We start from the raw sequence: 12,361 nt of genomic DNA on the forward strand, positions 1-12,361 counted from the left end.
AAAAAGATCAACGGCTGAAAAATAGACATCTTCGCCGAGATCTTGGAAAAATGCGTAGATGGACAAAATCAGAGTCAACAGACCCGATGTTACGATTGACGTCAGTCCGGCGGCGATCAGTTTGTTGAAGATACGAAAACCTCCTTGTCTTATGCAAGACGCCTAGTTCGTTCGGTTAGTCGAGATATGATGAAGTAGAGCAAGGCTACAGACCCGGTAATCGTCAGAGAACCCGAAATGGCAATATCACCTTTCGAAAACACAAAAATCAGAATCATCCCGAATGCGACGCCTGATAGTACATACAAAACAGCTTGTACAATCAGTGAACGCCAAGTGGAAGAAATGACTTTGAATCGGTTTCCGACGACGAAATCAGTCAATAATCCAGCGACCAAGATAATCGGAAACACAAAAAACAAATAAAAGATAAATACTCCGCTTGTTGATTCATACATCGTATCGCTTGCTCGTTCTGACATCGGGGTATAGTACCAATAGGTCAAGACACCTGTTACGAGAACTGATGTCAGCACGACGGCAATGAATTTGTTTAGCATGACAATCCTCCTTATAGAACGTTTTTAAGCAGCCTACATATTATTCTAATGACTAAAAGCAAAGTGTGATGTTCTGAGGATGATTAAAAGAATTAGAATGGACTTTTCATTTACACCGCCATGAAAACATCTTCTAACGACTTGACTTGCATGTTGACTTCGTAGACTTTAATTTGCGCTGCCGTCAATTGCTCAATCAAGAGTGGGATGGCTTCTTCCTCTTTCACCTCGATGACTGAGACTCCTTTTTCTTCTGTGACGAATTGGATGTCCTGTATGTTGTGTTGCTGTAAAATCGAGGTGTCAAGTGACGGACTGGTCCGGAGGTGGACACGAATTGTCTCGTTCGCCGCGCGTTTTAATTGTGCGATTGTCCCGATTTTCGCAATCAAACCATTTGTCATGATGGCGACGGTATCACACATCTTTTCGATTTCCGTTAAATTATGAGACGTCAGAAAAATTGTCTTGCCTTGGTCCTTTAACGAGATGATCAGCTGCTGAATTTCGATGGCGGATTCTGGATCAAGACCAGACGTCGGTTCGTCGAGGAAAAGGAGTTCCGGGTTGCCGAGCAGAGCTTGGGCAATACTGATTTTCTTTTTCATTCCGAATGAAAATGATTTGATTTTTTGTCTGGCAACATTCGGCAACCCGACTTGTTCAAGTAACTTTTTTAACTCGGTCGCATTTCTACTATCACCTTTAAGTGCCGCCATGTACTTCAAAAAATCAAGTGCCTTCATGTGTTGATAGAGGTTTGACGTATCCGGCATGACCCCGATTTTCATTTTAATTGCATCCATATTGTGATGCGATTCCCCTAAAATCGTAAACGAACCACGCGTCGGTTGGGTGATACCGGTCAAGATATGAATGAACGTCGACTTGCCGGCGCCATTTCGACCTAAAAAACCAAAAATTTCCCCTTGCTTGACGCGGAGTTGAATTCCTTTCAAGACATCCTTTGTCGCATACTGCTTATGTAAGTCACGGACTTCAATTGCTACCATCGTTACAAATCCTTTCTGTAAAACATAAAGTATGCCACTGTGAGAAACAGTAAACCAAGTAAAAATGGAACAATGAGATACCCGCCCGATTCAACGACATAATAATACGGTAAAAGATACTTAAAGGGCAGTAAGTACCAGTTGTTCGAAAAAGCAGCCCAAAACCCGAGGACGGGACAGAGAATACCCAATAGAATTCCGAAGAACATCGTCATGCCCGGCCGAGTCAGAACTGTCGACAACAAGACGTTTAAGCAAGTAATGAAGAACAGGACTGTGATGACGATCAGGTAATCAAGAAAAAATGTGGACTTGGCATAGAGTGTTACAACAAAAAAACTGATGGAAATCGAACAAACCCAAAACAAAAAAGATCCTAGAAACTTACCAGCGATGATGTTGAAACGGGACGTTTTGCTGACGAGCAGGCGAATCGTTTGATCATCGAGTTCTCGATTCACGATGTCATGCGAGACGGCGAAGACGAACAGAAAACCTAAAAAGAAAATTAAAAACTTGATACTTGATGTATAGGCAGAGTCATTGCCTCCATCTCCTAACAGTTCTGGATGATTGGCAAGATAAGTGGCAGTCAAAAAGGAGGTTAACGTAAAAAATAGGACGATTGCGACGGACTTAAAACTTTTAATCGTCTGGAAAAATTCATTTCGAATGATTGGAATCATAGTTTGCTCCTTCTAAGTAAGGTTTAGTGGGGACAAGATGTGTGAGTATATTATGTAAAAGTAATATCCTGATTTCATCTGGAATAAGTGTATCATAAGCATTAATCATTAGGGATAAATTACCACTTTTCATTTTTCCAAAACTACATACTGCTTTTAAAATGGAATATGTTATAGTAAGTAAGTTAAAAAATACCATCTGTTCATGGGGGGAGTATGGAATGACTGTACGGAAAAATATCGTCTATAACGTCTTATTCAATGAGACGCGGGATCAGCTGTTGATGGTCAAAAACATCGGCCCGTCGTATTCGTACTACACGTTACCGGGCGGGACGGTCGAAGCAGGGGAGACCTTACCGGAAGCCGCGATTCGCGAAGCGAAGGAAGAGACCGGTTTTGACGTCGAAGTCGGGGACCTGTTACACGTCAGTGAAGCCTTTTTCCCGCAAGTCGACGAACACTGCCTGTTCTTTTTTTTCACGGCGGAAATCGTCGGTGGTGTCATCGGGACCGTCTTCCCGGATGAAATCGAAGACATCACATGGGTTTCGATTCCGGACGCCGTCCGCTACATGCGGCTCGAGCCGGAGTATGAACACATCTTGACGAAACAACAAACGGTGCCGTATATCTTTAACGGGCAAATTACACATTAACGGAGGGAAAGCGATGCGAATCATCGAAACAACGGATGTCGACATCCTCGCCCGACTCAACCGGTACGTCCATGAGCCGCATGTGCGTCAGCAACCGCATCATTTTAAGCCGTACGACGTCGATGCCGTCCGTGCTTTTTTTACGAACATCGCCGCGGAAGCGCTGTATCAGTTCCTTGTCCTCGAAGTGGAGGATGAAGCAATCGGTTACGCGTGGATTGAGTACGTCAGACGTGCTGAGAGTGCATTTAAGTATGCAGACGCGAAAGTCCGTGTCCATCACCTCTGTATCATGGATACGAAACAGCAGAATGGCTACGGTCGGCTGTTGCTCGAAGACATTGAACGGCGGGCACGCGAGCAAGGAATACATAAGGTTGAACTCGATTACTGGATGAGTAACGATGGGGTCGAGGTGTTCTACGAACGAATCGGTTTTGAAAAAACGCGGCAGGTCGTCGCGAAGTCGCTCGATTAACGAAAGAAAGATTGGTTCAGATTTGAATGGTTTTCTTGGCATTTCCATCAATCATTTTCGCCTTGAATCCGTTACGCAAGAATACCGATTACTAAATTGCACCTTGTCTTCAATGAGAAGACAAGGTGTTTTTGTGTAAAAAATGGAATTTAAGCGAGTAAGTTAACTGAAATCAGGGTATTTTTTTAACAAGCGATAGACCACGGAAGACTTTTTCATGAGGAGGGATTGGATGTACTTTCTATTCATCGGCTACTACGATGCAGAAAAGATGGATCAGTCTTCGCAAGAAGAACTCGATGCCGTCATGGAACGCTGTAATCGACCGTTGGAACAGTTTTTTAAACAGACGCGTGTCGTGCAGGAGTGGCATCCGGGGGCGGACACGAAACGGGCCAGTTTATCAGGTGGTCAGATTGAGCGGCAGGATGGACCGGATCGGCATAATTCGGAACAGATTGGCAGCCTGATCATTTTTGAAGCGGATGATTTGGAACAAGCCGTCGAATTGGCGCTGCTCCACCCGACGACTCAGATTGCGGAAGCGGAACAGTACGGCTGGCGGATGGAAGTCCGACCGCTGCTGGATGTCACGCCTGCGTCATGATAAAGGAGTTACATGAAACAAAGCTCGAGATTCCGAAACACAAGGGAACTCGAGCTTTGTTTTTGGATAGCGGATTATCCGTTTTAGTTATGACCAATCAAACCGAGTAAGGTCTTGTGATGTGTCGCGTCACGCGTCACGAGCGACAATTCGCGTTTGACATCGAACCCTGTAATCGGCAATGTCCGGATTTCCGGGGGAAGTCCGTCCTGGAAAATCTCCGGTAAGATGGCAATCCCGAGCTTAGCGCGGATGAAGCCGAGCACGCTTGACCCGAACTCCATTTCGGAAGCAGCCGTATAAGTGGCACCGCGCTCCTGGAACGCCGCCTTTAAGATGTTCGTCGAGTCGCAGTCGGTCGGTAACGACAGAAACGAAGCGGCCTCGATTTGGTCGAACCGGACGTCGTCGCATCCCGTAAACCGTTCATCTTCACGGTGGAAATAGAGTAAAAATTGTTCCGTATAGAGATGCGTCGACGGATACGGATGATCGATTTGTCGGTCGTCGAGCAGGACGCCGTCGTAATGGTGTTGCTCGAGTCCTGCCATCAACTCGACGTACGTATGGGCCGTCTTGATTTTAAGTTCCGGACCATTTGCCGACGGATGGAGCGCTAAGTGTTGTGGCAAGTAGGACATCGCGACACTCGGCCATGACCCGAGTGTGAACGTAACCTGCCCCTGCAATTGGTCGATTTGCCGCTGCATGTCGCTCAGTTGCGACAAAATCTGTAAGGCTTGCGCATAGACGATTTCACCGGCCGGGGTCAAAGCAACACCCGTCGCCGAGCGGTGGAAGACAGTAGTGCCGAGATAGTGTTCTAGACTTTTAATCTGTTTACTGAGTGCCGGTTGTGTCAAATGTAACAGTTCACTCGCCTTCGTCAAACTTTTTGTCTCAGCCGTCATCTGAAACGCTTCTAACCATTCTGTTTTCATGACAATCCCACGCTTTCTTCGTCGTTCACTGTGATTGACGATACAGCAGAACCGCTCGTGACAACAATCAATTCGCTCAAAAATGTATATTCTGTTAAGAAGATATAGAGGAGATGACAGCGATGACAGTACCGATGTTGCAGTGGCACATGTGAAATGAAAAAGACACTCCCCGTAAACAGTTCGGGGGAGTGTACTTTTTGTGGTGTCCGACTTATGAAAAATCAGGCTTAACGCTGCATTTCATAGTAGCGGACAGCTTCGCGCCAACTTGAAAAGCGTTCAATCAACAACGTCAGTGAGGGTGCGTGTTGTTCACGTGCCCAGACGGCATAGGTCTGACTCGTCATCCGGTCACCGAGCGCGTCGTGGGCGCGTCGTAAGCCGTCGAGGCAATCCGCGTCCGAAAAGCAGCCGTTCGACGTCAATTTGAACTGGGCTAATGCATTTTTCCACGTCCCGTAATGGCGGATGATCGTATTGGCACTGACCATGCGGCGTTCTATCATCCGTAATTCAGAGTAACGTTTAATCGTTACGCGGGTACCGTGCGTCTCGACGTAATGGGCGATACTTTGTTCGATCGTCCAGCGTATTTTTGAAGCCGTCCCGGTCCGAGGACGATTCAACGTATGGCGCTCGAACGCGTTAAGTTCTGTTTCCGTGATGATCCCTGCTTGTTGTAACAGGTTGGTCCAGGAACCAAAACGTTGCTCGAGTTCCTCAAGCGAAGGATATGGAAGATGTGCCGCCAGTTTTTGATAGTGGGCGGCTTTCATAGGTGTCGGGTGTATGTGGTGGAGTCCTTGAATCAGTCGGATGATTTTTTCATCTTCCGTCAATACAGGTTGAAGTGAATGGGTGGTCTTTCGCATATCGGAGTCTCCCTTATAATGTAAAAAAACATGGTTTTAGTTTATCAGTTCCATAGAAGTCCGTGAACTAACAAAATCGTAAGGTTCGTTCATCATCGCAAATCGAATTGAAATTTAAATTTGGATCATAAGAGGATAATTTGTAAATAAAAACAAGATTCCGGCTTCAAATCGGTCATCGGCTGACCGATATTCTACTTGAGATGAAACCAGGGAGGAAACATTATGAAATGGTTGTCTAAGAAACCAACAGCAAATCACTTCGAAGCAGAGCGAGAACAAGAAGCAAACCACGTTCAGCTTGAGCTCGGAGTCGATTTAGCGAAACAACTCCGACTGATTGATTTAACGGTCGAGGATTTACAAAACGTCCGGGTCATCCGTGATGACGTCAAAGACTGGATGCCACAGATGGTCGATGCCTTTTATGCAGAACTCGTCCGTGTGCCGGAACTGAAACAACTGATTGAACAGCATTCAACACTCGAGCGGTTAAAAGGGACGCTCGCGACCCACATCCTGCAAATGTTCGAGGGGAAAATTACAGATGCCTATATCGAAGTCCGGCAACGGATTGCGCACCGTCATGTTCAGATCGGCTTACAAAACAAATGGTACATCGCGGCTTTCCAAAACGTCCTGAATGTATTCAACGACCAGGTTAAGCAATGTGCATGGCCGGAACTTGAAAAGATGAAAATCTTACATTCTGTCGGAAAGTTATTCAATCTGGAGCAACAAATCGTTTTGACGATGTATGAAGCGACTGTCGACGAGGAACGTCAAGGTGTGCTGGAGACGAAACAACGTGTCGGTGCCGCCGTCCAAAAATCAACCGAAGAACTGGCGGCGATGAGTGAAGAGTCGTCAGCAAGTTTCCAAGAGATGGAGCGGCACGCGAACAACGTCTCGATGACGACGGAACAAATCTCAAGCCAGTTGGCAGAGGCCGTCAAAGAAGCGGAAGACGGCGTCAAATTGGTCGAAGCGGAAACGAAACGGTTCGAAGACGTCGTCAGCGACATGAAAGCGACAACGGAACAGGTCGCCCAGCTTGCGTTCCTGTCGCAAGAAATCGAGCGGATCGCCGCGATGGTAACGGCAATTTCCGATCAGACGAATTTATTAAGTCTGAATGCTTCAATCGAAGCGGCACGCGCCGGCGAGATGGGACGCGGCTTTACCGTCGTCGCCCAAGAAATCCGCAAATTAGCAGAAGAAAGTAAACGATCGGCAGCGGAAGCGTCCGATATCGCGCAAGAAATCACGTCGAAGATGATGACGGTTTCGGGTCAGATGGAGGGGACGGAACAATCAGTCACGCAGACGACGAATGAAATGGCGCGTGTCGTCTCGGCCTTCACGATGATTTCGAATCAGACGATTCATGTCTCAAAACAACTCGTCGATTTGTCGAACGACACCCAAGATGTCGCCGGGACAATCGAAGGAATGCGGACCGTCGCAGAATCGATTGCCGAGACAGCAGATGACCTCCAGGACGTCGCGACGACGTTATGACGTGCTGCTAACTAAAAAGGCGTAGCTCCCGTTGCGGAACTGCGCCTTACGTTTATAAAAGAGTAGCAATCAGGTGACTTCGGTATCGTTCCGGAGTCACTTTTTTAGTGCGCTTGCGTAAGTGTTTCACCACGACGCGGTGCTCAGCGAATCGTTTTTAAGGCCGTCGCCCACGGGATGACCTGGTCAAGCATCTGGTTCACGGAAGTTTCCTGGACGGAGGCTGCCTTTAACACAGCTCCATTTTCAAAATCCGTGAACAACGACAAAGCGGGGTGGACGCGGACATCGGCAATCATCAATTCACCTAAGATGCCGCGTAAATGTTCTGCCGCCCGCGCACCGCCGACTGAACCGTAGGAGACGATGCCTGCCGCTTTGTTGTGCCACTCGATCCGGAGGTAATCAAGGGCATTTTTTAACGAGGCAGAGATTGAGTGGTTGTACTCCTGGGTGATGAAGATAAACCCATCCTGCGCCGCAATTGCCTCGGACCAAGCGGCTGCTCCTGTTGCGTCGCCGTCCTTTTCACCAAGTAGCGGCAATTTGTACTCCGCGATGTCAATGATCGTATAGTTGGCGTCGCCGCGTCGGTCGGACAGTTGTTTGACCCAGTTGCCTACCTGCGGACTTAAACGTCCTTCCCGTGTTGAGCCTAAGATGATGCCGATGTTTAAGTGTGCCATGTTCGTTTCCTCCTCTTAAAGTAGTGTTTCCTTCTTAAAGGTATTCTTTTTCAATCGTCCGTGTGCTTCGGACGGTATCGATCGGACGGACCATTTGTTCGATTTGTTGCCGTTGTGATTCGAGGAATGGGGGTAAGGATAACTTTTCTCCGACCGTTTCATACGGCTCATCGCCTAGGAAACCAGGACCGTCTGTCGCCCATTCGAACAACACACCGCGGGCGACACGGGCATAGAGGGATTCAAAGAAAAACCGGTCGACGTAGCCGGATGTGTTGAATTGTAACTGGTGCATCCGCTCGATCCATTCATTTAAGGCAGCCGTGTCTTCGACGCGGAACGCGACGTGGTGGACGGTGCCAAACCCTTGGCGTCCACTCGGCAGTAACAGGTTATGTTCGACGATGACCTGGGCGCCGTTTCCGCCTTGACCCATTTCAAAGAGGTGCAGGGAACCGGCCTGATCGATTTCCCGCATCAGCATCGCTTTTTCCAAGACGTCTTTTAACCGATCGAATTCCGCAATCCGGATGTGAATCGGACCTAAGCCCGTAATCGCGAATTCTAATGGAACGGGACCGTTTTGCCATGGCGTTCCGGAGGCGATGCCTTCGTTCAACTCGTCTGAAATCAGCATATACTGCTGGTCGTCGAAATCGACGAACGAGAGGGTCTGCTTCCCGAACTGTTCCTTGATGCCGCGATGTTTGACGTCGTATTTATCAAACCGTTTGATCCAGTACTGAAGTGCTTCGTCCGTCGGCACGCGGAAAGCGGTTTTAAAGATTTCATTTGTACCGTGTGTTCCTTTTGGGATGCCCGGGAAATCAAAGAATGTCATATCCGTCCCGGCAGACCCTTTATCGTCAGCAAAAAAGAGGTGATACGTCTGAATGTCATCCTGGTTGACGGTCTTCTTGACGAGACGCATCCCTAAGACATTTGTGAAGAACGCATAGTTTTTCTCGGCACTGCTCGTAATCGCTGTCACGTGGTGGATTCCTTTTAGTTCGTTCATGAAAATCGCTCCTCTAATCATAATTATCTCGAATTCGAGATATCTAGTTAAAAAAATTTACTGATTTTTTGCTTGAAGTCCAATTTTTTTAGCGGTCTTAATCAACGCTTCGATGTCAGACGGATCAATTCCTTGGAAGACTTGATTGATTACCTGTTCGTGTTCCGGAAAAATCGTGTCCATTAATTTTCGACCTTCAGCTGTCAGTTCGGCAAATGTCACGCGTCCATCAGTCGGACACGCCTGTCGGACGACGTAGTTCTTTTTTTCAAGCTTATTGATGACATAGGTGATACTGCTGCTCGTAATCAAGACTTTTTTACCAATCAGTTGAATCGGTTGCCTTCCTTTATGGTACAGCAACTCGAGGACGGAAAAATCAGTCGGATTTAGTCCGGACTTCGCGACATCCTGTTTGATGACTTCATGAAGGGCATCGACGGCCCGAACCATGACGGTCAACGCTTTTAAGTTCGGATTCGGCTGTTCCATGTCGTTCACCTCTATTGTCTTTAATTCAAATATCTTTAATTCGAGATAAATATATCATCTATTATTTACTTCGTCAATTAGTTTGATTCTCTACAGGCTGACGATATGAAAAGAGGCACCCCGTAGCGAACAGGATGCCTTAAAACAATTTGAACTTTTTTCAAGGCACGTCTTCTACCACGTCAGCTCGTTTAAGAAGGTAAGAATCTCTTCATTGATGTCGTTTCTGTCCTTACCTAACGTCATCAAATGTTTTGATTGGGCAAATCCTTTGACTGATTTCTGGTCTGACGCCACGCGGTTAAAAATCTCCTCGGCACTTTCTTTGTACAGGGGCGCGTCTAATTCTCCGTACAGGATGCGAATCGGCGAATCGATTTGCGCCAAGTTGTCCCGTGTTTGGTTAACGAACTGTTCGAATTCAGTCAATGCATCAACAGGGAGATGACGGAGCGCTTCCATTTCTGATTCGATTTGCTTGTCTTCTTTCCCTTCAATCTGTTTATAACGATTGGCATAATATAACAGCCGTTTTTGCAGGGAACCGGCTTTCTTGTACATCGGCACAGACAGCGTCACGATCCCGTTGACCTGCAATTCCTGTCCCAGTTTTAACGCAAGGACACCGCCAAGCGAAAGTCCGACGACGGCGATTTTTTCAAATCCCTTGTCCTGCAACAGTTGATAAGCGTCGCGCACATTCTGCCACCAGTCGGCTGGTCCATAGGTCAGAAGGTCTTCTGCCGGCAGGCTATGACCACTAAGTACCGGGGCGTAACACGAATACTGATTTTGCTGCAAATAACGTCCGAGCGGTTTCATGTCGTTCGGATTACTCGTAAACGAGTGTAAGAGGAGAACGGCGCGTTCACCCCCTTCATAATAGACGGGTTTTAGCGGTGATAGTTTGATGACCATAAGATGCCTCACTTTCTAGGTGTCGATTTGATGTTACGGTAGTCCGATCATGATTACACGGTACCGGCGAGTGGCGTCTCACAATAGAAAAACCCAAACGGTTCACTTTTTCAAGTGTATCCCATTTGGGCACTGCGAGGTTTTCATTATAACGAGAATTTGTTCGTTTGATCTTCCAGGTGACGGGAAGTTGTGTTGAGGGTCGCGACAAGCGTATGCAGGCCAGTAATCGTCGCAATCATTTGTTCGGAAGCGGCTGCGACTTCCTCATTGTTTGCCGTATGACCCTCCGCGACCGTCGCGATTTCGTGCAAGGCACTGCGGATGGTTTGTTCCGACCGGGTGACTTGTGTCATCTGATTGGTCATTTGTGCCATCGACGAGGCGACGCTTGTGACATGTTCAGCGAGGTGGCGGAACGAAGCATCCGTCTCTTTAATATCCGTTTGTCCGGACACTGTTTCTTGCAGCGTCAAAGCAAAACTGCTTTCCATCTGCTGCGTGTTTTCCTGAACGCTTTGGACGATCGCCGCGATTTCGTTAACACTGCTTGCGACATGATTCGACAGTTTTTTGACTTCGGACGCGACGACAGCAAAACCTTTTCCTTGTTCTCCGGCACGTGCTGCCTCAATCGCGGCGTTCAGTGCAAGCAGATTCGTCTGCGCCGCAATGTCACGGATGATGGTGACGAGCGCTTGGACTTCCGTCGATTGTTGTTTCAGTTGCTGGATTTGATTCGTTGAAGCGTGAACTTGCTGATGGATCGTCTCCATCCGTCCGACCGACCGTTTCATTTGGGAACGTCCTGCGTGCGTGACGTCACGCATCTCCGCCATCGTCATCTGGACCTGTTCACCTTCCGTCGAAGTCGCCCCGATTAATTTCGAGAACGCGTCCATTTCATCTGTCAATGATAACGTGACGTGGGTCTGACTTTCGGTCCCGGTCGCGATTTCCGTCATCGTCTGTGCGATTTGTGTTGAACCGTCGAGGACTTCCGTTGTACTGTCGTCAATTGATTGACTCGTCTTGTGGACGAGAAGTGACGTTTGCGAGATGTCAGTGATCATCGTCCGTAACATGTCGTTCATCTGTTTAATCGAGTGGGCGAGCGAATAAATCTCATCCCGCGATGTGATTTCGAGCTGCGTCAGTTGTGTATCCGCCTGCTGGAGTTGCCCAGCCGCGATGTTTTCCGAGACAGCTTGGAGCGTCTCGAGCGGTTTCAGCTTCCGTCCGAGAATGTAGTACAAGGCAGCTAAGATCATTGCGAGTAAAACGAGTAACAGACCGATGAAGAGCGGTAAGTTTTGTTTTAGTAACGCGGTCGTCAACGCATCGACGTCTTTTGCTGCGATGTCGACACCTAATATGCCGATGATCGTGTTCGAGGCATCTTTTAGCGGTACATAGACGCTGACGTATTGTCCGTATTCCGGATCATCAATCACATCCGTCGTATGGGTCTCACCATTCAGGACGTTTTTCATGTCCTTTGCGACGGCACCGGTCGCCGGATCGTTGATGGCTGCCGCTTCTGCTTTCGGCAGACCGTCAATCAACAGGTTGACTTTGTTTTGGTCGACCGTTGCCGTGTAGGCGTAAAGTAAACCGTTTTGCTGCCGTAACGTATCAAGTGATTCACGAAGCGTTTCATAATTCTCGGAAGCGGTTGGATTGTTTAAAAATTCAGCGTAGGCCGCCGTATCGAATGTTTTAGCGATCCGGAGTGCGTCTTGTTCCGCTGTTTTCTTGAGCGTCGAAACCGCTGTTTGGTTCGTGTTGTAATAGAGGGCGGCACTACTAAAGAGGAAAAAGAAGATGAGGATGGAGCTGACGATCAGTAACAAACGTGTGCGAATGGAATGGGTTCTTGCTTCAGTCATAGATGGACCTCCTGGTGG

Annotated in this window: 14 protein-coding genes; 4 read left to right on the top strand and 10 right to left on the bottom strand. The window is 47.7% G+C overall.

Annotation, left to right across the window (positions count from 1 at the left end; all coding sequences use genetic code 11):
• Window positions 1-149: 149 nt before the first annotated feature.
• The 3 genes from P403_RS0100105 to P403_RS0100115 all read right to left on the bottom strand — a co-directional run bounded on the left by P403_RS0100105 (window position 150) and on the right by P403_RS0100115 (window position 2,259).
• Window positions 150-560, bottom strand: coding sequence for a hypothetical protein (locus P403_RS0100105; protein WP_029329952.1), 411 nt, complete (start codon window positions 558-560; stop codon window positions 150-152).
• A gap of 110 nt (window positions 561-670) precedes the next feature.
• A complete protein-coding gene (locus P403_RS0100110; RefSeq protein ID WP_029329954.1) occupies window positions 671-1,573 on the bottom strand; it encodes an ABC transporter ATP-binding protein in 903 nt (300 codons plus the stop codon).
• Window positions 1,574-1,575: 2 nt separating this feature from the next.
• On the bottom strand, window positions 1,576-2,259 hold the full coding sequence (locus P403_RS0100115; protein ID WP_029329956.1) for an ABC transporter permease: 684 nt from the start codon (window positions 2,257-2,259) through the stop codon (window positions 1,576-1,578).
• 221 nt (window positions 2,260-2,480) lie between these two features.
• Between P403_RS0100115 and P403_RS0100120 the strand changes: the two genes are divergently transcribed.
• The 3 genes from P403_RS0100120 to P403_RS0100130 all read left to right on the top strand — a co-directional run bounded on the left by P403_RS0100120 (window position 2,481) and on the right by P403_RS0100130 (window position 4,003).
• On the top strand, window positions 2,481-2,918 hold the full coding sequence (locus P403_RS0100120; RefSeq protein ID WP_029329958.1) for an NUDIX domain-containing protein: 438 nt from the start codon (window positions 2,481-2,483) through the stop codon (window positions 2,916-2,918).
• A 13-nt stretch (window positions 2,919-2,931) separates the two neighbouring features.
• On the top strand, window positions 2,932-3,396 hold the full coding sequence (locus tag P403_RS0100125; protein ID WP_029329960.1) for a GNAT family N-acetyltransferase: 465 nt from the start codon (window positions 2,932-2,934) through the stop codon (window positions 3,394-3,396).
• A 232-nt stretch (window positions 3,397-3,628) separates the two neighbouring features.
• Window positions 3,629-4,003, top strand: a complete 375-nt coding sequence (locus tag P403_RS0100130; RefSeq protein ID WP_029329962.1) for a YciI family protein — start codon at window positions 3,629-3,631, stop codon at window positions 4,001-4,003.
• 83 nt (window positions 4,004-4,086) lie between these two features.
• Here the strand turns inward: P403_RS0100130 and P403_RS0100135 are convergent, their stop codons facing one another.
• Together P403_RS0100135 and P403_RS0100140 are read right to left on the bottom strand one after the other, a co-directional pair.
• Window positions 4,087-4,944 carry a LysR family transcriptional regulator gene (locus tag P403_RS0100135; protein ID WP_029329963.1) on the bottom strand — a complete coding sequence of 286 codons (858 nt, stop codon included), beginning with the start codon at window positions 4,942-4,944 and terminating at the stop codon, window positions 4,087-4,089.
• Between the two features lie 230 nt (window positions 4,945-5,174).
• Window positions 5,175-5,819 (bottom strand): hypothetical protein, encoded by a 645-nt coding sequence (locus P403_RS0100140; protein ID WP_029329965.1) that lies wholly within the window; start codon window positions 5,817-5,819, stop codon window positions 5,175-5,177.
• Between the two features lie 225 nt (window positions 5,820-6,044).
• On the opposite strand from P403_RS0100140, the gene P403_RS0100145 reads away from it, so the two are divergent.
• A complete protein-coding gene (locus P403_RS0100145) occupies window positions 6,045-7,340 on the top strand; it encodes a globin-coupled sensor protein (protein WP_029329967.1) in 1,296 nt (431 codons plus the stop codon).
• A gap of 143 nt (window positions 7,341-7,483) precedes the next feature.
• On the opposite strand, the gene P403_RS0100150 is transcribed toward P403_RS0100145, so the two are convergent.
• The 5 genes from P403_RS0100150 to P403_RS0100170 all read right to left on the bottom strand — a co-directional run bounded on the left by P403_RS0100150 (window position 7,484) and on the right by P403_RS0100170 (window position 12,343).
• Window positions 7,484-8,026, bottom strand: coding sequence for an NADPH-dependent FMN reductase (locus P403_RS0100150; protein ID WP_029329969.1), 543 nt, complete (start codon window positions 8,024-8,026; stop codon window positions 7,484-7,486).
• Between the two features lie 34 nt (window positions 8,027-8,060).
• On the bottom strand, window positions 8,061-9,044 hold the full coding sequence (locus P403_RS0100155; RefSeq protein ID WP_029329971.1) for a ring-cleaving dioxygenase: 984 nt from the start codon (window positions 9,042-9,044) through the stop codon (window positions 8,061-8,063).
• 57 nt (window positions 9,045-9,101) lie between these two features.
• On the bottom strand, window positions 9,102-9,536 hold the full coding sequence (locus P403_RS0100160; RefSeq protein WP_029329972.1) for a MarR family winged helix-turn-helix transcriptional regulator: 435 nt from the start codon (window positions 9,534-9,536) through the stop codon (window positions 9,102-9,104).
• Between the two features lie 174 nt (window positions 9,537-9,710).
• Window positions 9,711-10,454, bottom strand: coding sequence for an alpha/beta hydrolase (locus P403_RS0100165; RefSeq protein ID WP_235195144.1), 744 nt, complete (start codon window positions 10,452-10,454; stop codon window positions 9,711-9,713).
• A 146-nt stretch (window positions 10,455-10,600) separates the two neighbouring features.
• Window positions 10,601-12,343, bottom strand: coding sequence for a methyl-accepting chemotaxis protein (locus tag P403_RS0100170; RefSeq protein ID WP_029329976.1), 1,743 nt, complete (start codon window positions 12,341-12,343; stop codon window positions 10,601-10,603).
• Window positions 12,344-12,361: the final 18 nt, after the last annotated feature.

This window comes from Exiguobacterium oxidotolerans JCM 12280, assembly GCF_000702625.1.
In the GTDB taxonomy this organism is placed as follows: domain Bacteria; phylum Bacillota; class Bacilli; order Exiguobacteriales; family Exiguobacteriaceae; genus Exiguobacterium_A; species Exiguobacterium_A oxidotolerans.

Coding starts and splice junctions, on each gene's coding strand:
- P403_RS0100105 (WP_029329952.1), bottom strand. CDS start 560: ATGCTAAACAAATTCATTGCCGTCGTGCTGACATCAGTTCTCGTAACA.
- P403_RS0100110 (WP_029329954.1), bottom strand. CDS start 1,573: ATGGTAGCAATTGAAGTCCGTGACTTACATAAGCAGTATGCGACAAAG.
- P403_RS0100115 (WP_029329956.1), bottom strand. CDS start 2,259: ATGATTCCAATCATTCGAAATGAATTTTTCCAGACGATTAAAAGTTTT.
- P403_RS0100120 (WP_029329958.1), top strand. CDS start 2,481: ATGACTGTACGGAAAAATATCGTCTATAACGTCTTATTCAATGAGACG.
- P403_RS0100125 (WP_029329960.1), top strand. CDS start 2,932: ATGCGAATCATCGAAACAACGGATGTCGACATCCTCGCCCGACTCAAC.
- P403_RS0100130 (WP_029329962.1), top strand. CDS start 3,629: ATGTACTTTCTATTCATCGGCTACTACGATGCAGAAAAGATGGATCAG.
- P403_RS0100135 (WP_029329963.1), bottom strand. CDS start 4,944: ATGAAAACAGAATGGTTAGAAGCGTTTCAGATGACGGCTGAGACAAAA.
- P403_RS0100140 (WP_029329965.1), bottom strand. CDS start 5,819: ATGCGAAAGACCACCCATTCACTTCAACCTGTATTGACGGAAGATGAA.
- P403_RS0100145 (WP_029329967.1), top strand. CDS start 6,045: ATGAAATGGTTGTCTAAGAAACCAACAGCAAATCACTTCGAAGCAGAG.
- P403_RS0100150 (WP_029329969.1), bottom strand. CDS start 8,026: ATGGCACACTTAAACATCGGCATCATCTTAGGCTCAACACGGGAAGGA.
- P403_RS0100155 (WP_029329971.1), bottom strand. CDS start 9,044: ATGAACGAACTAAAAGGAATCCACCACGTGACAGCGATTACGAGCAGT.
- P403_RS0100160 (WP_029329972.1), bottom strand. CDS start 9,536: ATGGAACAGCCGAATCCGAACTTAAAAGCGTTGACCGTCATGGTTCGG.
- P403_RS0100165 (WP_235195144.1), bottom strand. CDS start 10,454: ATGGTCATCAAACTATCACCGCTAAAACCCGTCTATTATGAAGGGGGT.
- P403_RS0100170 (WP_029329976.1), bottom strand. CDS start 12,343: ATGACTGAAGCAAGAACCCATTCCATTCGCACACGTTTGTTACTGATC.